Annotated in this window: 20 protein-coding genes; 19 read left to right on the forward strand and 1 reads right to left on the reverse strand. The window is 47.1% G+C overall.

Annotation, left to right across the window (positions count from 1 at the left end; genetic code table 11):
* Positions 1-19 precede the first annotated feature (19 nt).
* The 7 genes from ACFQV5_RS22395 (at position 20) to ACFQV5_RS22425 (ending at position 7,564) form a co-directional block, all read left to right on the forward strand.
* Positions 20-1,201, forward strand: a complete 1,182-nt coding sequence (locus tag ACFQV5_RS22395; protein ID WP_379250160.1) for a M20 family metallopeptidase — start codon at positions 20-22, stop codon at positions 1,199-1,201.
* Positions 1,202-1,353: 152 nt separating this feature from the next.
* On the forward strand, positions 1,354-3,132 hold the full coding sequence (locus ACFQV5_RS22400; protein ID WP_379250161.1) for a DNA repair helicase XPB: 1,779 nt from the start codon (positions 1,354-1,356) through the stop codon (positions 3,130-3,132).
* On the forward strand, positions 3,129-5,024 hold the full coding sequence (locus ACFQV5_RS22405) for a helicase-associated domain-containing protein (protein WP_379250163.1): 1,896 nt from the start codon (positions 3,129-3,131) through the stop codon (positions 5,022-5,024). Before ACFQV5_RS22400 ends, ACFQV5_RS22405 begins: the two co-directional genes overlap by 4 nt.
* 162 nt (positions 5,025-5,186) lie before the next feature.
* Positions 5,187-5,624 carry a YlbF/YmcA family competence regulator gene (locus tag ACFQV5_RS22410; RefSeq protein ID WP_379250164.1) on the forward strand — a complete coding sequence of 146 codons (438 nt, stop codon included), beginning with the start codon at positions 5,187-5,189 and terminating at the stop codon, positions 5,622-5,624.
* Between the two features lie 45 nt (positions 5,625-5,669).
* Positions 5,670-5,933, forward strand: coding sequence for a YlbG family protein (locus tag ACFQV5_RS22415; RefSeq protein WP_379250166.1), 264 nt, complete (start codon positions 5,670-5,672; stop codon positions 5,931-5,933).
* 203 nt (positions 5,934-6,136) lie between these two features.
* Positions 6,137-6,574, forward strand: coding sequence for a hypothetical protein (locus tag ACFQV5_RS22420; RefSeq protein WP_379250168.1), 438 nt, complete (start codon positions 6,137-6,139; stop codon positions 6,572-6,574).
* Positions 6,575-6,673: 99 nt separating this feature from the next.
* On the forward strand, positions 6,674-7,564 hold the full coding sequence (locus tag ACFQV5_RS22425; protein WP_379250170.1) for a PHP domain-containing protein: 891 nt from the start codon (positions 6,674-6,676) through the stop codon (positions 7,562-7,564).
* A gap of 123 nt (positions 7,565-7,687) precedes the next feature.
* On the opposite strand, the gene ACFQV5_RS22430 is transcribed toward ACFQV5_RS22425, so the two are convergent.
* Positions 7,688-9,448, reverse strand: a complete 1,761-nt coding sequence (locus ACFQV5_RS22430) for an Rqc2 family fibronectin-binding protein (RefSeq protein WP_379250172.1) — start codon at positions 9,446-9,448, stop codon at positions 7,688-7,690.
* A 183-nt stretch (positions 9,449-9,631) separates the two neighbouring features.
* On the opposite strand from ACFQV5_RS22430, the gene ACFQV5_RS22435 reads away from it, so the two are divergent.
* The 12 genes from ACFQV5_RS22435 (at position 9,632) to rsmB (ending at position 24,578) form a co-directional block, all read left to right on the forward strand.
* Positions 9,632-12,421, forward strand: coding sequence for a calcium-translocating P-type ATPase, SERCA-type (locus ACFQV5_RS22435; protein ID WP_379250174.1), 2,790 nt, complete (start codon positions 9,632-9,634; stop codon positions 12,419-12,421).
* Positions 12,422-12,493: 72 nt separating this feature from the next.
* The gene (dapF, locus tag ACFQV5_RS22440; protein ID WP_379250176.1) at positions 12,494-13,324 is read left to right on the forward strand and encodes a diaminopimelate epimerase; all 831 of its coding nucleotides are present in this window, start codon (positions 12,494-12,496) and stop codon (positions 13,322-13,324) included.
* Between the two features lie 470 nt (positions 13,325-13,794).
* Entirely contained in the window at positions 13,795-15,669 is a 1,875-nt protein-coding gene (locus ACFQV5_RS22445; protein WP_379251134.1) for a bifunctional homocysteine S-methyltransferase/methylenetetrahydrofolate reductase, read from the forward strand.
* Between the two features lie 38 nt (positions 15,670-15,707).
* A complete protein-coding gene (locus tag ACFQV5_RS22450; protein ID WP_379250178.1) occupies positions 15,708-16,595 on the forward strand; it encodes a YicC/YloC family endoribonuclease in 888 nt (295 codons plus the stop codon).
* Positions 16,596-16,646: 51 nt separating this feature from the next.
* The gene (remA, locus tag ACFQV5_RS22455; RefSeq protein ID WP_006209218.1) at positions 16,647-16,907 is read left to right on the forward strand and encodes an extracellular matrix/biofilm regulator RemA; all 261 of its coding nucleotides are present in this window, start codon (positions 16,647-16,649) and stop codon (positions 16,905-16,907) included.
* Between the two features lie 14 nt (positions 16,908-16,921).
* On the forward strand, positions 16,922-17,497 hold the full coding sequence (gmk, locus tag ACFQV5_RS22460; protein ID WP_379250180.1) for a guanylate kinase: 576 nt from the start codon (positions 16,922-16,924) through the stop codon (positions 17,495-17,497).
* Positions 17,498-17,563: 66 nt separating this feature from the next.
* Positions 17,564-17,764: a DNA-directed RNA polymerase subunit omega gene (gene rpoZ / locus ACFQV5_RS22465; protein WP_054958376.1), complete on the forward strand. Its 201-nt coding sequence runs from the start codon at positions 17,564-17,566 to the stop codon at positions 17,762-17,764.
* 184 nt (positions 17,765-17,948) lie between these two features.
* The gene (coaBC, locus tag ACFQV5_RS22470; RefSeq protein ID WP_379250182.1) at positions 17,949-19,193 is read left to right on the forward strand and encodes a bifunctional phosphopantothenoylcysteine decarboxylase/phosphopantothenate--cysteine ligase CoaBC; all 1,245 of its coding nucleotides are present in this window, start codon (positions 17,949-17,951) and stop codon (positions 19,191-19,193) included.
* The gene (gene priA, locus ACFQV5_RS22475) at positions 19,194-21,719 is read left to right on the forward strand and encodes a primosomal protein N' (RefSeq protein ID WP_379250184.1); all 2,526 of its coding nucleotides are present in this window, start codon (positions 19,194-19,196) and stop codon (positions 21,717-21,719) included.
* 41 nt (positions 21,720-21,760) lie between these two features.
* Positions 21,761-22,258: a peptide deformylase gene (gene def, locus ACFQV5_RS22480; protein ID WP_379250186.1), complete on the forward strand. Its 498-nt coding sequence runs from the start codon at positions 21,761-21,763 to the stop codon at positions 22,256-22,258.
* Positions 22,255-23,196 carry a methionyl-tRNA formyltransferase gene (fmt, locus tag ACFQV5_RS22485; RefSeq protein ID WP_379250188.1) on the forward strand — a complete coding sequence of 314 codons (942 nt, stop codon included), beginning with the start codon at positions 22,255-22,257 and terminating at the stop codon, positions 23,194-23,196. Before def ends, fmt begins: the two co-directional genes overlap by 4 nt.
* Positions 23,197-23,252: 56 nt before the next feature.
* Complete coding sequence (gene rsmB, locus ACFQV5_RS22490) at positions 23,253-24,578, forward strand: 16S rRNA (cytosine(967)-C(5))-methyltransferase RsmB (protein WP_379251136.1); 1,326 nt, start codon at positions 23,253-23,255, stop codon at positions 24,576-24,578.
* Positions 24,579-24,703 lie beyond the last annotated feature (125 nt).

Below are 24,703 nucleotides of genomic sequence, written 5' to 3' on the forward strand. Positions count from 1 at the left end.
GAGAGGAAGGGTGATCGATATGAACGAGGAAGTGTACCTGGAAGGATTATTTCCACAAATGGTGGAATGGCGCCGATATTTACATAAACATCCCGAGGTTTCGTTTGAAGAGAAAAAGACATCCGCATTTGTTGAGTCTCGTCTGCAAGAGATGGGGTACGAAGTAACATCTGGAATCGCAGGTCATGGCGTAATGGCTATCCTCAAAGGTGGGCAACCGGGAAAAACGATCGTGCTACGTGCAGATATGGACGCACTGCCAATTCAGGATGAAAAGAACTGTGAATACAAGTCCACGGTAGATGGGATTATGCACGCTTGTGGACATGACGGACACACCTCTATTTTACTTGCAGCTGCATCCTACTTTAAGGCAAATCAGGAGCTGGTCCGGGGAGAAATCCGTTTTATTTTTCAGCCAGCGGAAGAGGTATGCCCTGGAGGCGCCGTAGGGATGATTGAGGCAGGGGTATTGAATGGCGCGGATGTTATATATGGTTTGCATTTATGGACACCGCTTGCGATTGGAACTGCATCAAGTTTAGCGGGGCCGATGATGGCGGCTGCCGATGAGTTTTTCATCGATATTATCGGTAAAGGCGGCCATGGAGGAATGCCGCACATGACGGCTGATGCTGTTGTAGCAGGTTCTGCACTCGTTGTACAGCTGCAGAGTATTGTGAGTCGGTCAGTTGATCCGCTTCAGCCAGCGGTCGTTACAGTGGGAACTATTCAGGGCGGCTTTGCTCAGAATGTGGTTGCGGACAGATGCCGGATTACGGGTACGGTCCGCACCTTCGATGAAGATACACGGAAACTAATACGTGCGCGATTAGAGAGGATTACGGAGTCAACTGCCGAAGCATACGGAACGGAAAGCTCGGTTCAATATCTCAATGGGTACCCGGCTGTAATTAATGATGAGAAGGAAGCGGAGCGATTTTTTCAAACGGCGCCGCGTGTGTTCGGGAAGGAACATGTTTTTCGATCTCCAAAGATTATGCCTGCTGAGGATTTTGCTTATTATTTGCGCGAACTACCTGGATGCTTTATGTTTGTCGGAGCGGGTAATAAGGAGAAAGCTGCTGTCTATCCGCATCATCATCCAAGGTTTGATTTTGATGAGGATGCGATGCTCCACGGGTTAAAGTTGCTGGTCGAAATGACTCGTTCCTATCAGGATGAGCATGCATTAGGTTAATCTGCTAGAATAAAGAATGTGAATAACGCATTGAAGCGGGATAAATTGGGAACAGTATACTTGGGGAAGTTCAGATCCGTTTATCAGACGGAAATGAGCTTCTTTTTGCGAATAGGGCCATTTTATCAGGGCCAACCAAGGAGGATAACAAGATGATAAAAGACAAGCCGTGCATTGTACAGCGGGACCGAACCATCCTCTTGGAGGTAGATCATCCAGGTTTTGAAGAAGCCCGTGAGCAACTGTCACGATATGCTGATTTGGTTAAAAGCCCTCCCTCTTTTCATACATATCGAATTACCCCCTTATCATTATGGAATGCGGCATCCTCTGGATGGAATGCTGAGCAAATATGCGGAAATCTCCAATCTCTGTCACGTTGGGATGTTCCCGCTGCGTTAATAGAGGAAATAACACGGTTGGTTTCAAGATATGGTCAGTTAACACTTTTAAAGCATTCTGAGCGCGATCAATGGCTTATACTCCGCAGTGATGACATTGAACTCATGAACGAGATACGCAATCAGCAGGCCTTATCTAAGACAGGGCTAACATTTCTTACAGATACAGAGGCGGAGATCTCTGCTGAGCGAAGAGGAGTACTGAAGCAGGAGTTGACTAGACTTGGCTATCCTGTGATGGATTATGCCGGATATCAAGACGGTCAGTTTCTGCATATACGATGGCGTGGAGAAACGGAAGAAACAGGGGAGGCTGCGCGAGAATGCCGTATGGATAATCGATCACCTTTTCGTCTCCGAGACTATCAAAAAGAGGCAGCAGAAACATTTCGGGATAGCGGGGGCAAAGGTGGCAGCGGCGTATTAGTACTCCCTTGCGGAGCAGGAAAGACGATTATCGGGATGGCGGCCATGAGGGAGCTAGAGTGCGAGACATTGATTCTAACGTCCAATACGACTTCTGTCCGGCAGTGGGTAGCGGAGCTGCGAGATAAAACAACCCTTCAAGCACATGAAATAGGTGAGTATACAGGCCAGCGTAAAGAGGTTCGTCCTGTTACGGTTGCTACTTATCAAATCCTGACCCATCGTCATCGAAAAGAGGACGAGCTGCGTCATATGAAGTTGTTCAATGAGCGTAGCTGGGGGCTGATTATCTATGATGAGGTTCATCTGCTTCCTGCGCCAGTATTCCGTGCTACCGCCGATATTCAAGCGACACGACGTCTTGGCTTGACAGCTACACTGGTAAGGGAAGATGGGCGGGAGCACGATGTGTTCTCATTGATCGGACCTAAACGTTATGAGATGCCTTGGAAATCGTTAGAGAACAAAGGTTGGATCGCTTCTGTGGACTGTGTAGAAGTAAGAGTTCCTATGCCGGACAGATTAAAGGAGAAGTGTTTGTATGCAGGTACACGCGAACAGTATCGGTTAGCATCAGAAAATCCTGCGAAAATCGAAGTGGTGAAAAGATTGCTTCGGCATCATTCGGATGCACAAACACTTATTATAGGACAATATTTGGATCAGCTAGAGCTGGTTTCGTCTGAGCTGGGTGCTCCGCTTATCTCCGGCCAAATGCCGCAATCCCAGCGTAATGACTTGTATGAGGCATTTCGAAAGGGGGAGCAGCGAGTACTTGTTGTTTCTAAAGTAGCTAATTTTGCAGTAGATTTGCCTGATGCTTCTGTAGCAGTTGAAATATCCGGAAGCTTTGGCTCAAGGCAGGAGGAAGCGCAGCGATTGGGTCGTATTCTGCGGCCGAAAGCTGATGATAACAGAGCTTATTTCTATGCACTCGTCTCACAAGACAGCCGGGAGGAGGTTTTTGCACTTCGACGTCAGCTGTTTCTTATTGAACAGGGATATCGGTATCGAACGGTGACAGAACCTCATATTTTAGATGCGAGCTCGCAAGCTAATGAAGACGATATAGAACCAGGGAAGGAGGCGTCGGGTACGACATGAATCCTAATATAGCTATGACTCCATGTCATTTGCCCACAATGGAGCGAAATGTATTGCGCCAGATTTGGCTTGCCTTTGCTGGTCAGGTATTTGATGAGGAGAAGTTGTTTGCACAGAGTATGCTTCCTTTCAGTGGTGCCGAAGTGATGACTGCTTTTTTAGGGCTTCGACAGAAGGGCTGGATATGCGCAGTTAAAAAAGCATGGGGAGAGCGGCTATATTTTATTCCTACAAACAGACTTTACTCGGTACAGGCATCTTTCTATACACCTTCACCAAAGTTGGCAGATGTTCCTGCCGTCTCTCTTTTATTTGAAGCTAAGCCGGGGCTTGCCCTGGATGTATTTAATACATTAGTGTACACCGCCAAGAATGAAGGTCTACCGCTCACTTCAAAAGGAACCTTACATAAAAAGCATATTCAAAAATTGAATGAGTCTGAAGGTTTAACAAGTGCAGACGTTTCTGCGATCGGACTTGAATATGCTCACTCGGATGTATACCCACCGTTAGTTGCTGTATTGCTCGATTTGATGCTTAGTTTGGGACTGGTTTTCAAAGAGAGTCATGCTTTTGTGTTAAAGAAGGATGCCTTGCAAGAATGGTTACATCTCACGATGGAAGAGATGAATCGACTACTCTTTCAGAGTGTTATGGAACGATATGGGCGAAACAATCCGGGGAGTCAGCATTTTCGGCAGGTATTGTGCCATGAAGCCTTTAAGGAGGATATCTGGTACGATGTGAATCAATTGCTGGATGAGATGCTGGCAGAGGGTATGCTGAAGACAGAGGACAGAAGTTCCTTATACGAGGAAGGAGTAGCTTGGATTCGCTTCCTGGCTGGTGCGGGATGGGCCGATGTTGGCACCGCGAATAAGGAAGATTGCTTTTTCCGGTGGAAGGTGAGCGCGGCAGAACTTCTTCAAGATGTTAGTCCTGCGACCGCACTTTCTGCTTCTAGCCATTTATTCATTCAGCCGGATTATGAAGTATTGGTACCTCCAGATACACCTTTTACGGTCCGCTGGAGTCTTGCTCTTTGCTCTGATAGGGTGTCTGTTGGTCATATGTCGGTTTATCGTCTAACGAAGGATTCTGTTGCGCTTGCAGCTGATCTGGGGATGAGACCGGATCAAGTGACAGAATTTATAACAGAACAGGCATTGGCTGGTGTACCTGACAATGTAGCTGCAGCTCTAGCTCAATGGGGGCGGGAGGTGGGAAGAACCTTTTTTGCCGAATTGACTGTACTACAGTGCGAATCGGCTGACGAGGGAGATCAAATTGCCGCGCATCCGAAACTTACCGAGTGGATTCATCGGTTGGGACCACTCCATTTTGCAGTGCGGTCGGATCGTGTGTCTGATATAAGAAAAGTGTTAAATATCGCTGGACTTCCTCCGAAACGACAAGTCGGTGGGTTTGAACAGGTCTTTGGATCATTGCAGTCTGAAGAGGCTAGATCTGAAAAGGATGACCAATCGGGTCGTCGTTATTTTGAAGGGGACTTCAATCATTTCCTATACCCTAGTCTTGTGTATAGCGGAAGAAATGAGCATTATTATGAACTGGATCTGGACGTGCCGAATAAGGAAAGCCTATTCCCTGATCTTGCAAAAGTTCCTGTTATGTGGACGCGGGATTGGCGTACTTATCATGGCACCACGGCAAAACAAATCATGGAGCAGGCGCTCGATTGGAAGATGAGATTGGAGCTCGGAATAAATAATACAAGAATAGAGTTTATTCCGTTGCGCCTGTTCCGTAATCCTTGGCGTGTATCGGGGGCGTTATTTTCACCGGACGTGACTGAACCGGAAATGGTTGAGCTCAGTGATGGAGATTGGCAGGAAATGCGATTGGTCATTCCTGATTTATCCAGGTCTTAAAAGCTGTTTCACTAAGGTGTAAACAGCTTTTGTTCTGAATGAGGTCGTTTATTTAGATGAGTCTAGGCTATAGTTTACCCCTTCTTAAGCGGCGTTTGTTATGCTATTATAAAAGAGTCCTTCGTTTAGAAGGGTCAAACTATAAAGAAGTGGGATGAGATCATGAGCGTATCAGAATTGAACACGGTTGATATGGCCGAGGTGCTCACCTACGCCTATGAATTGGGCGATATGATAAATGCATCCGTCGAGGTGGCGGATTATCTATATTGGAAACAGGCCGTTGAGAATGATCCGAATATTCAGTCTTTGATCCGTAAGCTTGAAACGAAGAAGGAATTATTCGAAGAAACGCAGCGGTTCGGTCATTTCCACCCGAACTATCACTCAGCTAAAGATGAGGTTCAAGCGGTAGAAGCAGAACTAGAAGGTTTTGAAGCCGTGGTGCGCTTTAAGCTTGCTGAGAAGAACTTGGATGACCTGCTGTTCAATATGTCGGAGAAAATTGCATTTTCAGTTTCTGACACTATTAAAGTACCTAGTAATAATGCTCTTCCGAAAAAAGGGTGCGGAAGCGGCGGCGGCTGCTCGTGCGGCTAAGTAGGGGATAGACAGAGATAGAGATGAAAGAGAGGCGAGACCAGGATGTTGGCAGAACGAACCGGTTATATCATTTGGGTTACTGATGTAAAAGCAGCAAGAAACCTTGAGAAATATGGTAGTGTGCATTATATCTCGCGTCGCATGCAGTATGTGGTCATGTATGTAAACGCTGAGCGCGCTGAGGAGACGATTAAGAATATTCGAAGACTTTCCTACGTCCGGAAGATTGAGCGTTCATTTAGAAATGAAATTAAGACAGAATACAGCAGCAATGAGCCTGACAAGACCAAATTCTTCGGACCGTAAGTTCTGTTTTCTGGTTTTGCATCTGGGTCTTGCCAGTTAGATGAATATGTAATATAGAGCAGCCGAAAGGCTGCTTTTTTTTAGAATTCAAGAACTATTCACAATGAGAAAAGTTTCTGCCTTGTGCATATTTAAGGAATGATGTAATATGTTGGGTATATATACATAGATACAAAGACCCATTTGGTGGAGAGTGATTATCCATGCGCGACAAAGGGACTGAGCGGTGGAGCACCTACGAACCGTTTTACGTTACGTTAAATGACAAGAAGGTAGCTGACATTGTAATAACCAATCATGCCAAGAGTCGGTATACAGACCGTGTGGAGCATCATGATACTCCGCATGATGAAATAGGGGCTTGGATGTGGGAATGCTTAAAGCAGAATCGAATTATGCCATATTATCGTAATGAGCAGGATGTGTATCTCATTGATGATGATCTTGTTGTGGTTGCGGAGTTTTCAGAGCTTGAAAACGAGCGTGATCTGATTGGCAATCCGCTTCACCGGATGATCATTGTGACTTTTCTTGGACGAATGTCAGAGACTATAGAACTTCGGGACTTGAAATCCTATTATTCTTGGTTGCGCCATTCTCGGCGTATGACCCTAATTAAAAACAGCCGTAAACGGAAGTAAAGCATTTGTGCGAAAGCACGAGTGCTTTTTTTTTGTGTGGATATGGGGAATCGGATAGAATGGAGACATAGTGATTAGATCAGGAAAGGGGCTGTGGAGATGGAGCTTGGTCAACTGTTAACAAAGGTTGATATGCAAAAAGGTTGCGATTTACATACGCATACACAAGCATCGGACGGTATGAATGAACCTGCTGAGAATGTGCGATTAGCTTATGAAAAAGGACTATCTGCGGTTGCGATAACCGACCATGATACGGTTTCAGGTGTTCAAGAGGCAATGGAAGCAGGAGCAAGGTACGGGATAACGGTCGTTCCAGGGGTGGAAATCAGTACGATGGCCGGAGGAAAGGATATTCATATCCTCGGTTATTATGTCGACACAGAGGATAGAGTGTTCTTGGACCGTCTTACTAATCTGAGAAACACAAGAAATGAACGTAATGAGAAAATCATTGCCAATCTTCGTAGGCTCGGGATTGAAATTTCGATGGAAGAAGTTATTTCAGGTCTTGGCCGTGACTTGAAGCCGGATGAGAGCATCGGCCGTCCGCATATCGCAGACACCTTAGTTCGAAAAGGATTCGCTTCGGATATGCGTGATGCATTTGATCGTTATTTGGCTCACGGAGCTCCCGCATATGCTCCACAGCCTCGTATTTCACCGCAGGAGGCATGTAATTGGATTCGGGAGGCTCGTGGAACAGCAGTGCTGGCACATCCGGGATTATATGGTGATGATGAACTTGTTAGATCTATTCTTGAACAATCGAATCTATCAGGTATTGAAGTGTTCCACTCGGATCATGGAACAGAAGAGGAACATCGTTATCTGAAGTTGGCGGAAGAATTCGGTTTAATTATAACAGCGGGCTCCGATTATCATGGAGAGCGGCAGGGGGCTGTGTTCCATGGAGACATCGGGGGGCGCAGGATAGCTGAACATGTATTGGAGCAGTTAAAGGCTGCGTGTGAAGAAATAACTGATTAAGAGAATTCGTGCAAGTTTGGGAATAAGACAGTTGGAACAACGATTGCTACGATAAGCGTTCTACTATGAAAAATGGGTTTCTCAAAGGTCTGAAGGACCGTATGAGAAACCCATTTTTATTAATTAGTTACGCTGGTTTTTGACGATATTTGGAAGACTCTTGATAAGCTGTTCATCCGGTGTCACAAACAGTGTCTTCTGATGATCATAGATGACGAATCCAGGCTTGGAACCGCTTGGCTTCCGAACATGCCGGATCAATGTGTAATCAACAGGTACGCTGCTTGATTCTTTAGCCTGGCTGTAATATGCGGCCAGCTGTGCTGCTTCCTGTAATGTGTCTTCCCCGTAGCTGTCACTCCGTATAATGACATGCGAACCCGGGATATCCTTCGTATGAAGCCATGTGTCGTTTGGTGAAGCGAGACGATTGGTAACATACTCATTCTGCAGGTTGTTCTTGCCTACATACAACTCGATTCCTTCCGAAGATGTATACATATGCAGGGTCGGCTTGTCGTTCTTTTTCTTCTTGCGTGTCTTTCGGCTGCGATCACGCAGATAGCCTTGCTGAATAAGTTCTTCACGAATTTCGTCGATATCGTTCATCGAGGCGTGCGACAACTGTTGCAGCAGATTTTCAATATAGCTGATCTCCTCGTGGGTTTTGAGAAGTTGTTCATCAATCACTGCGAGGCTGTTTTTATATTTGTTGTATTTCTTGAAATAACGTTGCGCATTATCGGATGGAGACAAGAGTGGATCTAGCGGGATGGTAACTGTTCGCTGATCTTCATCGTAAAAGTTTACAAGTTCGACTTGTTTGTCTCCTTTCTGGATCATATGCAGTGATGCGAACAGTAGCTCACCTGATATACGGTAACGGTCAGCATCCCCGGCTTCCTCCAGATCCTTGTTTAGATTGTCCAGTTTTTTAATGTTTTTAGACCGCTCATTCTGCAAGAAACGAAGCAGATCGCTGACCTTTTGCTTAACGGTGTCACGCTGAGCCTTGTCTCCATAATAATCTTCCAGACACTTGCTTGTTGAGTCATAACTCTTTATGTCCTCTGATAGCATCGTGAGCGGAATAACGGAGAAGACCAATTTCCCCTTGGCATTTACACCGGCCATCGGTGTGAAACGATTCTCTCGAACCTGCTCCATAACTTCGGAAAAAGCGGTCCATAGCCCGCCACAGTCCTTCTCGGCGCCATCTCCCTCAGACTGTGTTCTATAACCAGCCCGGTAGGCAATTTCTTGCGCCGCTAACGGACTTATCCCGCTAAAAGCACCAACGAGCCATGCGATCGGATCCTCTGGGCTGAGTAGGCAGGATTCTCGGAACTGCTCTTGCTCGGTCTCCAGTGGATTCAGCTTATGCTGCTGCGGTGGTTCGGTATAGGTAAACCCCGGCATGATGACCCGGTAGCTGCTGATTGCTGGGGTGACGTGATGAATTCCATCAAGAATGGTGCCAGTAGATGGATCGGTCAAAATGATGTTGCTGTGACGCCCCATCAGCTCAATGATAATCACTTTCGAGGAGACATCACCCAGTTCATCCCGCTGGCGGACACGGATATGGATGATCCGCTCCATGTCAATCTGCTTGATCTCCTCAATAATTCCGCTCTCACAATGTTTGCGCATCAACATACAGAACATCGGGGCTTCTGTCGGATTGACGAAGGTTTCCTCCGTCAGATGTACCCGTGGATATGTCGGATTTGCGGATAGCAAAATCTTGGCGTTTCCATTTTGTGTGCGGATATGCAGTACAATGTCACGTTCATTCGGTTGATATATTTTACTGATCCGAGCGCCTTTGCAGGCTTCTAGCTCATGCACAATCGCTCGTGTTACGATTCCGTCCAATGCCATTTGTTCATTCTCCTATCTGCTAGCGATACCCTTCATGCTTTCTACTCTATGATGCCATACTTTAGGCAAAAACTTAAGAGCTATGCTGTGATATTTATGGACCTGTCCGAATACATTTACGTTGAGAGGTGGAAAAGCTGTCATCCGCCGGAACAGGAGAAACAACCGGGAGGGAAAGGAAGCATGGAACAAAAGTTATGGCACCAGATGGATGTTGATGAATTGCAACAGGTGATGCAAGTGCATCCGCAGCAGGGCCTCACGGAAGAGGCGGCAGGTGAAAGGCGGAAAACCAGCGGCTGGAATGAGCTATCCGAAGGCAAAAAAATATCTCCATTCACGCTGTTGTTGAATCAATTCAAGGACTTCATGGTGCTCGTGCTTCTTGGTGCCACGTTGGTATCCGGTCTGCTTGGAGAATATTTAGACGCCGTGACGATCATCGCCATCATCATGATTAATGCAGTGCTTGGCTTTGTTCAAGAGTTTCGAGCAGAACGCTCACTCCGTGCGTTGAAACAGTTGTCAGCGCCAACTGCCAAAGTACTCCGGGATGGTAAAGTCATTCATATCACGGCGAAAGGATTGGTTCCAGGGGATATTGTCTTGGTGGAAAGCGGCGACCGGATTCCTGCAGACGTTCGCTGGGTGGAGACGAGCAGTTGCAGTGTGGAAGAATCGGCATTAACCGGGGAATCGCTGCCTGTTAACAAGCATTCGGAGTCTATATCCGAACAGGATGTGCCGCTTGGAGACCTTAAAAATATCGGGTACATGGGCACGATGGTTACCAGAGGCACAGCTAAGGGTGTGGTTATCCGTACAGGGATGGACACCGAAATGGGTAAAATTGCAGATTTGATCCAAAACACTGAATCGCAAGAAACCCCACTTCAGCATCGTTTGGAGCAGCTTGGCAAAATACTGATCGGTGTTTCCCTGGTACTTACGATTCTCGTGGTTGTAGCGGGAATATTACATGGTCAGCCAGCTTCAGGCATGTTCCTTGCAGGTGTCAGTCTCGCTGTTGCTGCTATCCCCGAAGGATTACCAGCTATCGTTACGATTGCACTAGCTTTAGGAGTGCAGCGCATGATTAAACGTAAGGCTATCGTCCGAAAGCTTCCTTCTGTTGAGACGCTCGGCTGTGCTTCGGTGATCTGTTCAGATAAGACGGGGACGTTGACACAGAATAAAATGACGGTAACCCGCGTCTGGCTTGGTGGCAAGATGATGGAAGTGACTGGACAAGGTTACGATCCGACGGGTCAAATCCTAAAGGACGGTAAACCTGTAGAGCTTCGGTCCGACCAGACGCTTCGGAGACTATTACAAATTGGCGGGTTGTGTAACAACGCAGAAATTGTTGAGAATGTGCCCGATGAAACCAAACTGAAACGCAAGAATAAGGAAGAGAGGGGCTCAGTCAGTTGGGATCTTAAGGGAGATCCGACAGAAGGCGCACTTCTGACCCTCTCTGCAAAAATGGGATTGGGGCAAAGTACACTTGCTTCTATCTATAAGCGGGATAAAGAATTCCCGTTTGACTCAGAACGAAAGCTGATGTCTGTCATAGTCAGCCACCAAGGCGGTCGATTGGTATGTACCAAAGGTGCACCGGATATGTTGTTGGATGCTTGTACCTATATTTTGTGGGAAGGCAATGTCGTGCCTTTAACAGGTACACTTCGGCAAAAGGTGCTTTCAGCGAACGAATATATGGCTTCTTCGGCATTACGAGTGCTTGGTATGGCTTATCGTGATCTTCGCCCATATGATAAACCTGAGACAGAACAAGATGCTGAATGTCAGCTAATATTTGTAGGTCTTGCCGGTATGATTGATCCACCCCGCAGCGAAGTTAGAGATGCGATTGCAACTTGCCGCCGGGCAGGAATTAAGACGGTTATGATCACAGGGGATCACCGTACAACGGCTGAAGCGATTGCGGCTCAACTGGGCATCATGCCGCGAAATGGTCAGTCAATGACTGGACAGGAACTGGCCCGTCTGGATGACAAGGAGCTGGATGCAAAGGTTGATCAGACTTACGTATACGCACGAGTCTCACCGGAGCACAAGCTGAGAATTGTAAAGTCGTTACAGCGAAAAGGCCATGTGGTAGCGATGACAGGAGACGGTGTCAATGATGCACCTGCGATCAAGGCGTCGGATATTGGGATCGCGATGGGAATTACGGGAACGGATGTTACAAAAGAGGCGTCCGCGCTTGTGTTGAGTGATGATAACTTTTCGACCATAGTTGCTGCGATCGAAGAGGGGCGAAACATCTATGAAAATATCCGTAAGTTTATCAGGTACCTTCTCGCCTCTAATGTCGGTGAAATACTGACTATGTTCTTTGCCATGATGATGGGGCTGCCGCTACCCTTGGTACCGATCCAGATTTTATGGGTAAACCTCGTAACCGATGGGCTTCCTGCTATGGCGCTGGGTGTAGATCAACCGGAGAAAGATCTCATGGAGCACAAACCTCGAGGGGCGAAGGAGAATATTTTTGCAAGACGTCTTGGATGGAAAATTATTAGCCGCGGTGTACTGATTGGTCTGTGTACACTGGGAGCATTCTGGCTTACGCTGCGTGCTGCTCCGGATCAGGCCGGCCAGCTGGCCAAGGCACAATCAGTCGCTTTTGCTACCTTAGTTATGGCGCAGCTGATTCATGTGTTTGACTGTAGAAGTTCACGATCGATTTTTCACCGGAATCCGTTTCAGAACAAATATTTGGTGTTAGCCGTATTATCTTCTGTACTTCTCATGCTGGGCGTTATGTATATTGAAGCATTGCAACCGATCTTTAAGACTGTTCCACTTGGAATGAGGGAATGGGCGCTTACACTTGTAGCAGCCGGAATCCCAACCTTCTTGATGGGGGCAGGTAGCCTGTGGGGAGGAAAACGCAATCGTAATCGGCGTAATATGATGACGAAAAGTGCAAATCTTTCTGCATAAAGTAAATTTGAAACCCCATTTATCTGCGATATGCTGATTTCATAAACAGCTGCAGAGGAGATGGGGTTTCTTATGATATTCACTAAAATGAACGGCCTTGGAAATGACTTTATTATCGTCTATGGAGAGATAGAGCTACCTGTTAACGCTGCAGATTTAGCTGTAAAATGGTGCAACCGATTTTTCGGGATCGGAGCAGATGGACTCGTATATATTTTGCCTTCTGACAAGGCTGACTTTAGGATGCGAATCATAAACTCAGATGGTTCCGAAGCAGAGCAATGCGGAAATGCCATCCGTTGTGTTTCTAAATATGTCTATGATTACGGCTACACGCATAAACGAGAGATAACGATTGAGACCTTAGGAGCTGGTGTACAGAAGGTTAGCCTCCAGATTGAGGGGGATCAGGTCAAAAGCGTCAGAGTTGATATGGGAGAGCCCGTTCTAGAGGGTTTGAGTATACCGACAACCCTGAATCAGAATCCGGTTTTAAACCAGCCGATCGAGGTGGGCGGCCAGGAGTTCAAGTTTACTGCGGTATCGATGGGGAATCCTCACTGCGTTATTTTTGTGGATGATGCTGTTCATTTTGATTTGCCTTTGTGGGGGCCAAAGCTGGAAATTCACCCCTTGTTTCCGAAAAAAATCAACGTTGAATTCGCAACAATTAAAGCTCGCGATTATGTGGATATGCGCGTGTGGGAGCGTGGAGCAGGACCTACCTTGGCATGTGGAACCGGAGCATGTGCAACTTTAGTGGCTTCAGTGCTGAATGGTAACACGGATCGTGCTGCGTTTATTTCTCTTAAAGGCGGTGACTTGTTCATCGAGTGGGATGAGAACGACAACCATGTGTATATGACTGGACCTGCCGAAATGGTATATGAAGGAGCCTGTTAGAGACTAGCTTGGAATTTACAGTCTACAGTCATCAATAGTACTGCTTTATTGTTTGCGGACTGACGTTCCGCTATTTCTGTAAAAATGTCACCTTTAGAACGTAAGAGGACAGAGAATCCGCTATTACTTACAATGCATAAAAATTCAGGTGTATTTTGAGAAAATAACGGAAACGGAGACCGCTTAGTCCTCATAAAACGTTGTTTTCTACTAAATAACGGATTGTCTGTCCGCCAGATCTACACATGCATACACAATTACAGCAAATTGCCTATAGACAAAAGGTCAGAAGTGGCGGTGTAGGGATAATCTCCCTGGCACCGCCATACTTTATTTTACTGATTTTTTCATCAAGCGAGCGGTCTTATCAAGGAAGTAAATCTACTACTGGAACAGCCTTTTTGTCTCTTATCTTTTGGAAGCATTTATGATACATTAATATGAAAATACAGTCAGGCGGGGGGAGCACGATGAGACTGGATCTTCGGCAAGCTTGGGGAAATAAAGTGCTGATCGGTGATGGCGCGATGGGTACTTTCTTATATCAAAAGGGTTTTCCAGTAGGGATATCCTATGAGGAGCTAAACTTGACCTCACCGGAGGTTATTGGTGATATTCATCGTCAGTATGTAGAGGCTGGAGCTCAGGTTCTTGAGAGCAATACCTTCTCCGCTAACTACGATAAACTCTCCAAATACGGTTTGGAATCCAAAGTTGATGAGATTAATCGGGCAGGCGTAAGAATCGCCCGTGAGGCTGCTGGGAAGAATGGATATGTGATAGGTGCGGTTGGTTCTATTCGGGGCGGAAAGCGGAATAATATATCAACCGATGAACTGAAAAGGTATTTTGAACAACAGTTTCATGCGCTGCTTACCGAGAATGTAGACGGAATATTATTGGAGACCTTTTATGATGTGGAAGAAATGCTTCTCGCCTTAAATCAGGTCCGGAAGTTAAGTGATTTGCCAATTATTTCGCAATTTGCTGTTGAGGATATTGCCCGGACGCTTGATGGGTATACCATGACGGAGGCGCTTCATATCGTTCAGCAAGAAGGTGCCGATGTATTCGGATTTAACTGCCGAACTGGACCTAATGGAATGCTGCGTGCTCTGGAAACGCTTCAAGGGAGCGTTTCACTGCCTGTATCGATTTTTCCTAATGCGGGGATTGCCGATTACGTGGATGGAGAATACCGTTATGGAGCGAGTCCTGAATATTTCGGACAGATGGCCTTGAAGTTTGCTGATATGGGAGCTCGGATTATCGGCGGGTGCTGCGGGACGACGCCTGAACATATCGCAGAGATCTCAGCAACGCTTAGTGAGTACATTCCGTCTTCTCTACCGGAACCTTCAATAAAAGACGTAGACCGGATTGTTCTGCACAAGACTTTGAAACAGAATGAAGCTGTAGAACGTAGTGAAGAGCCAACTCTGGTTGATCTTGTAAAGGAACGGCATACGGTCATCGTAGAGTTAGATCCTCCTCGTGATTTGGATATCGCAAAATTCATGAAGGGTGCAGAAGAGCTAAAAAGAGCTGGAGTGGACGCGCTGACCCTTGCTGACAATTCGCTGGCTGTTACTCGGATGAGCAATATGGCACTTGGACATCTTGTGCACAGCCGTACTGGAATTCGGCCTTTGATTCATATTGCTTGTCGGGATCGGAATTTGATCGGGACGCAGTCCCATATGATGGGCTTTGATGCGCTCGGGATTGACCATGTACTGGCTGTTACCGGAGATCCAGCTCGTTTCGGGGATTTGCCTGGTTCCAGTTCCGTGTATGATTTAACGTCATTTGAAATTATTCGAATGATAAAACAGCTTAACGAAGGCGTGGCTTTCTCAGGCAAACCGCTGAAACAGAAAGCGAAGTTTGTTGTTGGCGCAGCTTTTAATCCAAATGTAAGACATCTTGATAAAGCGGTACAGCGTTTAGAGAAGAAAATTGCCAGCGGCGCTGACTATGTTATGACCCAGCCTGTCTATGACCCAGAACTGATTGTACGGTTGAGTGAAGCTACTAAACATTTGGATATTCCAATTTTCATAGGAATCATGCCTTTGGCGAGTGGACGAAATGCAGAATATCTCCATAATGAGGTGCCGGGTATCCAGTTGTCCGATGAAGTGAGGGAACGAATGGCTGGCCTTGAAGGTGAAGAAGGACGAGCGATGGGTGTCACAATTGGCAAGGAATTATTGGATGTTGCAACGAAGCATTTCAACGGCATATATCTGATGACACCGTTTATGTTTTACGAGATGAGCGCCGAGCTGACTGAATACGTATGGGAGTTATCAGGGCGCCGATTGTCCCCCTTGTTTCATTAATAATTTTCAATTACAATAGTGTAATGGATGTGATTCCGATGTCATTAAGTATGACCGGATTTGGTCAATCCACCCTCAAATTTGAGGGCTATACGGTTACCTTCGAAGTGAAATCAGTGAATCACCGATATTGCGAAGTTTTATTCCGCATTCCGCGCGAATGGGCTTGTTTCGAGGATTCTTTAAGAAGGACTGTACAGTCCCGTACTTCACGAGGGCGGATCGAGGTTTACATTAATAAAGAGAGTGACGGCGAGAGCGTCTCGGCGGTACTTAATCATGCCATGGTTAAGGCCTATTTGAAAGCCGCGGATGAATTGGAGCGTTACGGTATTGAAGGGAAACCTACAATCCGTGATATCCTTTCGCTACCAGATGTTCTGGTCAGTCGTAGGCAGCAACTGGATGAGGAGAAACGCCTGCAGTGGGGTGAAATGCTGTGCAGCGGACTTGATAAAGCATTGGATGGACTGATGCAAATGCGCAGTACCGAAGGATCTCATCTGGCTAAAGATATGGAGCAGCGGATTGAACGTCTTCAGCTCTTGCAAGCAGAGATGGTGAACCTGGCACCTACTGTGACGGCTGAGTACCGGACACGCCTGCGTCAGCGATTGGAAGTCTTGAATGACGGCTCGTTGACTTTCGATGAACATATATTTGGAATGGAAATTGCTTTGTTTGCGGAACGCTCCAATATTGATGAAGAACTCACTCGTCTGCACAGCCACTTCGAACAGTGCAGACAGTTGTTATTACATCAAAATGGTCCTGTGGGACGCAAATTGGATTTTCTAATCCAGGAAATGAACAGGGAAGTCAATACGATTGGATCGAAAGCCAATCATCTGACTCTGGTAAACCGTGTTGTCGAAATGAAAGCGGAGCTGGAGAAGATTCGTGAACAAGCCGCGAACGTAGAATGAACAGGCTTACTTCGGCAAAAGAGTCAAATGTATAGGGGGAACAATCGCAATATGGCAATCAAACTCATTAATATCGGCTTCGGGAATATCGTATCGGCCAATCGAATCATTTCTATCGTGAGCCCAGAGTCAGCTCCGATAAAGCGGATAATTCAAGAAGCAAGGGATCGTCATATGCTGATTGACGCCACTTACGGTCGCCGGACTAGAGCTGTAATTATTACCGACAGTGATCATGTTATCTTGTCGGCTGTGCAGCCTGAGACGGTCGCTCACCGTTTATCCAGCAAAGATGATGACAACGACGAATAAAGATGGGGAGTATTATGTCTACAAAGGGATTATTAATTGTATTGTCCGGTCCATCCGGTGTAGGAAAAGGAACGGTATGTAGTGCACTTCGTCCACGAATTCCAGATCTGGTATACTCGGTTTCTGCAACAACGAGAAAACCACGCATGGGTGAAGTGGATGGTGTGAACTATTTCTTCAAGGAACGTGAACAGTTTCTGTCCATGATCGAGAACGATGAGCTATTGGAATATGCGGAGTATGTAGGTAATTTTTACGGTACCCCGCGTGATTTTGTTGAGGAAACCATTGCAAGTGGGAAGGATATCATTCTGGAAATTGAAGTGCAGGGTGCATTGAAAGTGAAGGAAAAGTTCCCTGACGGTGTTTTCATTTTCCTGACTCCTCCATCTTTGGATGAATTGAAGGATCGGATTGTAGGGCGAGGCACAGAAAGCCAGGCCACAATAGATCATCGGATGTCTGTAGCGGTTGATGAGATGGCATTGATCCGTCACTATGATTATGCGGTAGTCAATGATGAAATCAATCTCGCATGCAAACGAATAGAATCTATTATTATTGCCGAACACTGTAAAGTTATGAAGTAGTTTAAACTGCTCTTTGTGGTGTATGTGTAAGATAATCAGTATATGAAAATGAGGTGCTTTAAAACTATGCTATATCCATCCATTGATGAAATGATGAACAAAGTAGACAGTAAGTATTCACTCGTTGTTGCGGCTTCCCGCCGTGCACGTCAACTGCGTGAAGGAGAAGTTTCCGAACTCAAGAACCCGAAATCCCATAAACCAGTGGGCGTTGCTCTTGAAGAAATTTACGGTGACTACCTTCGTGTGGAAAAAGGCGAAGAGTAAAATTTTTGACAGACATCTTCATAAATGGCTTCACAAAATGTGACAACCGAAAGGTTGTTATTTTTTTGAAAATATAAAAAAAGTATAAGGTTATATTTATACTTGAAATACAGGGAAGAAGCGGCTTTGCCCATCGAAGCTTTGCTTCTTTGTTGTTTTATTACAGAAAGCGGGGGGAGCAGTCATGTTAAACGGTAAAGTTATTGTGCTTGGAGTCACGGGTGGCATCGCGGCGTACAAAGCCGCTACGCTATGCAGCAGACTCGTCCAGAAGGGGGCCGATGTGCATGTGATTATGACAGACTCGGCCAAGCAGTTTATTACTGAGCTAACACTGCAGTCGCTTACTAAAAATCCGGTATACAGTGATACTTTTGATGAACGTGACCCGTCTGTCGTATCTCACATTCATCTGGCAGATCTGGCTGACCTGGTGCTGGTGGCTCCGGCTACTGCAAACGTCATCGGGAAAATGGCCCATGGACTTGCTGATGATATGCTTACGACAACGCTGCTTGCAACAACGGCACCTGTCATGATATGTCCAGCGATGAATGTTCACATGTATACTCATCCTGCTGTGGTCGCTAATATGGAGACACTTGTGTCTCGTGGGGTGTCGATGATCGAACCTGGGGAGGGTCTTCTCGCTTGCGGCTATGTCGGCAAGGGACGAATGGAGGAGCCGGAGACCATTGTTGAAGTGGTGGAACGTTTTTTCAAACAGCAGGAGATGGACCAGGCGGTATCTGAAGAAGCGAAGACGCCAGGTCTGTTAGAAGGTAAGAAGGTAGTCGTAACGGCAGGCGGTACGATTGAACGAATTGATCCTGTACGCTACATCACGAATGATTCCTCCGGTAAAATGGGATTTGCAATAGCCAAGGTAGCTAAGGAAATGGGGGCGGACGTTCATTTGATCGCCGCACATACCGATGTTTCTCTGCCTGAGGGTGTGAAAGCGGAACGGGTGGAGTCAGCGCAGGATATGTATGATGCTGTGATGCGCGAGTTCGATGACAGTGATCTGATCGTTAAAGCCGCTGCGGTAGCCGATTACACGCCTTTGAATAAAGCTTCTTCTAAGCTGAAGAAGCAGGGAGATCGGATGACCCTTGAGCTGGTCAAGACGACAGATATTTTAGAGACGATGGGCAAGCGCAAGCAGTCCCAATTTCTGATCGGTTTTGCTGCGGAGACAGATTCGGTAGAGCAGTATGCAATGGACAAGCTTCGCCGTAAAAACTGTGACCTTGTTGTAGCGAATGATGTAACAAAATCCGGCGTGGGATTTGGAACGGATACAAACAGCGTGCATGTATTTGATTCGGAAGGGCTTGCTCTTCATCTTCCGCTCATGTCCAAGGAGGATGTGGCTCGGCGCCTGCTCGTCTTGGCAGCTGAGCGGATGACAAAGGGGGAATCGTAGGTGGAGATGGCCAGAGTCATTGTGGACGTACCGTCCAAGGATACAGACCGGCCGTTTGATTATCTGATTCCTGAACGATTGCGACCTTGGGTAGAGGTTGGGAGCAGAGTCGGGGTTCCTTTCGGACACCGGACGCTTCAGGGCTTTGTTGTGTCTCTTCATCCACGTCCTGAAATGGATTATGCCAAAATGAAGCCGATTCAGGAAGTCCTTGATTTCGCTCCTCCGTTGTCGCCTGAACTTATACAGCTTAGTGAATGGATGAAGGAGCGCTATGCATGTCGTCAAATTACAGTGCTTCAGTCCATGCTTCCTACTGCGCTGAAAGGCAAAGCGGAACGATACATTACGCTTGGGAACCCCGAAGAGAATGATAAGCCGGATGACAGTCTGTTTGTTTTTCCTTCTGAGAATGATAAGGAACAAGCGATACTGGCATTTGTTAAACAGCGTGGGGAAGTTACACTGGATCAAGTGAATAGGGCGTTTCCCGAGGATGCAGACCTCGTCAAAGCATTATTATCACGAGGACTGCTTCGTGAATATCAGCAAATTAAGGACAAGATGCAGAAGAAGACGCTGAAAGCCGTAGAATTGGCTGTAGACGTTTCAGAGGCGAAGGAAGCGTTGGCTTCGTTTCCGGCCAAGGCTCAGCGTCAACGAGAAGTTCTCGAATATTTGATCGACATGGAATCATTCCTTCCTATAGCAATGAAAGAAGTGCTGTCTACGCTCGGCGTAACGGCCGGAACGGTCAAGGCGCTTGCGGATAAAGGATATATTCGCGTTGAGGATATGGAAGTGTTCCGTGATCCGTATAAAGGCCGGGATTTTAAACCGACGGTTCCGCTCGTTCTCACGCAAGAGCAGCAGCATGTTTATAACAGAATTGTACAGAAGCTGGATGAACGCCAGCACGGTGTGTTCTTATTGCATGGGGTTACCGGAAGTGGTAAGACGGAAATTTATCTTCAAACCATCCAGCGATGTCTTGAGCAAGATAGACAGTCGATTGTCTTGGTTCCCGAAATCTCGCTTACACCGCAAATGGTAGAACGGTTTAAAGGGCGTTTCGGTGATCTGGTTGCTGTGATGCACAGCCGACTTTCGGCAGGTGAACGCTATGACGAATGGAGAAAGATTCATGAAGGCCGGGCATCGGTTGTTGTCGGAGCTCGTTCCGCTGTTTTCGCGCCATTTGATCGTCTTGGGTTGATTATTATGGACGAGGAGCATGAGACGTCCTATAAACAGGAAGAAACGCCGAAGTATCATGCCAGAGATGTGGCGACTCGCCGCGCTGCGGAGACGGGAGCCGTTGTCATTTTGGGTTCAGCTACTCCATCCCTGGAGAGTTATCATGCAGCCAGATCACAATCTCAGGAAGGATTTGCTCCTGAGCTGCTGGAGATGCCGACACGTGCGCTCGGAAACCGTCTGCCGGAGGTAGAGGTTGTTGATATGCGTGAGGAGTTGAAGGATGGCAACCGGTCGATGTTTAGTCGTCCTCTGCATGAGGCGATTTCAACCCGTTTAGAGCGGGGAGAACAGACAGTACTGCTCTTAAACCGCCGTGGTCACTCCACCTTTGTGATGTGCCGGAGTTGTGGTTATGTGGCAGGTTGTCCGGAATGCGATATTTCCCTGACGTATCATCAAAAGTCCAACAATCTTCGCTGTCATTACTGCGGTTACGCGGAGCAGTCTCCAGAGGTATGTCCGGAATGCGGAAGCGAACATATTCGATTTTTTGGAACGGGTACCCAGCGAGTGGAGGAAGAGCTAGCTAAGCTATTCCCGGGAATAAGGGTCATCCGGATGGATGTGGATACAACGACTGAGAAGGGCTCGCATGAAAAGTTGCTGAAGCAATTCAGGGATAAGAAGGCGGATGTCCTGCTTGGCACCCAGATGGTTGCCAAAGGTCTTGATTTCCCCGATGTGACTCTTGTCGGCGTAATTACTGCCGATTCGGCTTTGAACCTGCCAGATTTCAGAGCGGCGGAGAAGACGTTCCAGCTTCTGACGCAGGTTGCTGGTCGAGCAGGCCGTCATCAGCTGCCGGGAGAGGTTGTAATTCAATCTTATACACCGGAACATTATTCCATCATTCACGCCAGCGGACACGACTATTTGACGTTTGTGAAGGATGAGCTTAAACATCGCAAAGCGCTGCACTATCCACCATATTGCAGACTTATTCTGGTCACATTATCGCATGAGCAGCTGCCGCTGCTTGTGCGGGTTTCGGAAAATTATGCGTCAGAACTAAAAGGAAGGGCGGATCGCAGAGGGTGGTTCGGCAGTTTGGACCGTTTTTCTGCAGATGCTTTAGATATACTTGGACCTGTCGCATCCCCGATTCCAAGGCTAAAAAATAGATACAGATTCCAATGTATGATAAAATGGCGGGGAACGATGGATGCTGTGTCGCTTGTTCGGCAGGTTGCCGAGGAATTACAGGATTCAGTGCGTGACACGTCGCTGCAAATCAGCATTGACGTGGACCCGCAAATGTTAATGTAATACTGCATATATTGAATGAAAAGCGTGAGGAAGGTGTCATAATGGCAATACGCATTATCGTTAAAGAACCGGATGAGGTGCTACACAAAGTAGCGAAGGAAGTTACAAAAATTACGCCAAATGTTCAGAAGTTGCTGGATGATATGGCGGATACGATGTACGATGCGGACGGTGTTGGTCTGGCTGCACCACAAGTAGGGATTTTGAAGCGGCTTATCGTCGTTGATGCAGGTGATGAGCACGGGCTGATCAAGATGATAAATCCAGAAATTCTGGAGAGTGAAGGCGAGCAGTTTGGACCTGAAGGTTGCCTGAGCATCCCCGGTTGGAATGGTGATGTGCGCCGCGCTGAACAGGTGAAGGTAAAGGGACTCGATCGTGAAGGAAACGAACTGATTGTGACGGCGACAGGACTGCTCGCTCGTGCGTTTCAGCATGAGATCGATCATCTGAACGGAGTACTATTTACAGACATTGCTGAACGGGTGTATGAATTTGATCCGAACATGCCTCCACGGAGGGAGCTGGAGAATCGATGAACATCGTATTCATGGGTACCCCTGCGTTCGCTGTGCCAAGTCTCGACATGCTAGTAGCTGAAGGCTATAACATTGTTGCTGTCGTAACACAGCCGGACCGTCCCCAAGGACGTAAAAAGGTGCTTACACCCACTCCTGTAAAAGAAGCGGCTCTTCGTCACGGCATTCCTGTGCTACAGCCTGAGCGGCTGCGGAAACCAGAAGCGGTGGAGGAGTTGTCGAAATATAAACCAGATATGATTGTAACGGCTGCATATGGACAGATTTTGCCGAAATCCGTCCTTGATATGCCGCCTCTCGGCTGTCTCAATGTACATGGTTCACTTCTCCCTAAGTACCGGGGAGGAGCTCCAATTCAGCGTTCTATTATCAACGGTGAGAAGGTTACTGGCATTACGCTGATGTATATGGCAGAAGGGCTTGATACAGGCGATATGATTGCTCGCGTCGAAGTTCCAATTCAGGATGATGATACCGCTGGAACGATGTTTGAAAAGCTTAGTATCGCCGGAGCTGCTCTGTTAAAGGAGCAGCTTCCCCGTTTAACTGAAGGTAAAGTACAAGCGGAACCACAGAACGATGAAGAGTCGACTTATGCTCCGAATTTGACTCGTGAAGACGAGAAGATCGATTGGAGACGTACGTCGCAGGAAATCTACAACCAGATCCGCGGTCTCGTTCCGTTCTCTGGTGGATTTACACTTTGGAATGGTGAAGTGTTTAAAGTATGGTCTGCTGCTAATCCGGCGAATACAGGCTCTGCTTCCAGCCAAGCGGCTCCAGGAACGGTGCTTGAACTGACGGAGACGGGAGTCGTGGTGAAGACCGGTGACGGATCATTAACGTTACTAACCGTTCAGCCAAGCGGTAAAAAGGCTATGGATGCTTCACAGTTTGTCCGTGGGACAAGCATGACAGCCGGGACGGTGCTAGCGTGAGCGGACGAGGAAATAGTACGCCCAAAGGACGGCAGTTGACAGCCAGAGAACTCGCTATGAATGTTCTTACACAGGTAGAGCAAGAAGGTGCTTACAGCAATCTACTCTTAAATACGGCTCTCCAGAAGGCTTCACTTGAAAAAGGCGATGCCGGGCTTGCAACTGAGCTTGTATACGGAACGATATCACGGCTGAATACACTGGATTACTTCCTGGATCGCTTTGTCAAAAAAGGTACAGCCAAGCTGCAGCCTTGGGTTAGAGCGCTGCTTCGCTTGAGCTTGTACCAGATCGTATATTTGGATCGGATTCCGGAACATGCTGTCGTCAGTGAGGCTGTGAATCTGGCCAAGCGGCGTGGTCATCAAGGAATATCTGGGATGGTTAATGGCGTGCTGCGGAATATACTCCGGCAAAAGGAAGATCTTGTCATTCCGGACAACCTGCCTCCAGCAGACCGAATTTCTCTACGTCACTCCCATCCGAAGTGGCTTGTAGAGCGGTGGATCAAGCAGTATGGAGAAGATACGGCTGAAGCTATCTGTAAAGCCAATAATGAACCGCCTGCTGTGAGCGTCCGGGTTAATACGACGATGATTAGCCGAGAAGCGATGCTTGAAGAGATGAAGGCGAACGGATTCGAGGCAGTTCCTTCGGAGCTGAGCTCCTATGGGATCATTGTAAAGAGCGGTGGTAATATGGCTCTTACTGAATGGTATAGAGACGGGATGATCTCGATCCAGGATGAAAGCTCAATGCTCGTGGCAGAGGTTGTTGATCCAAAGCCAGGCATGCGCGTTCTGGACTGCTGCGCAGCACCAGGCGGCAAGACGGCTCATATGGGTGAGATTATGAAGGATGAAGGTTCTATCATCGCTAACGATCTGCACTCCCATAAACAGAAGCTTATTGCGCAGCAAGCAGAGCGTCTTGGACTGGATAGTATTAAAACGGTCACCGGCAATGCTCTCGATCTGGCGAAAGCTTATGAGCCAGCTTCTTTTGACCGGATATTGCTAGATGCACCTTGCTCCGGTCTAGGAGTAATCCGGCGCAAACCTGATCTGAAATGGGTGAAGACGCCGGAAGATATCGGGGAGATTATCTTGCTGCAGCGAGAATTACTTCAATCGGTGTCAAGTCTAGTGCGCCCGGGAGGGGTACTCGTATATAGCACATGTACGGTTGAGCCTGGAGAAAATGAAGGGACGGTATCCGCCTTTTTGGCTGAGAATCCTAATTTTGAAGTTGTGCATGATGATGCCGGCAGTATGAACCGGGTATTAAAGAGTGCACTTTCGAAAGGTGGAGGCGTTCAGATTCTGCCCCAACATTTTCACAGTGACGGATTCTATATTGCGAGACTTCGTAGACTCTCATAAGATGGTCGTACGTGTACAACAATAGGAATGGCCCGCCGTGCCGGCGGGTTTTCTCTTTTACCGTCACTTTTATTTATGTTAGAATAGGAAGAATGAGAAAACAGATGCATATGAATGAAAAAGAC

Origin of the sequence: Paenibacillus sp. GCM10028914, assembly GCF_042666275.1 — a bacterium.
Lineage (GTDB): Bacteria > Bacillota > Bacilli > Paenibacillales > Paenibacillaceae > Paenibacillus_AQ.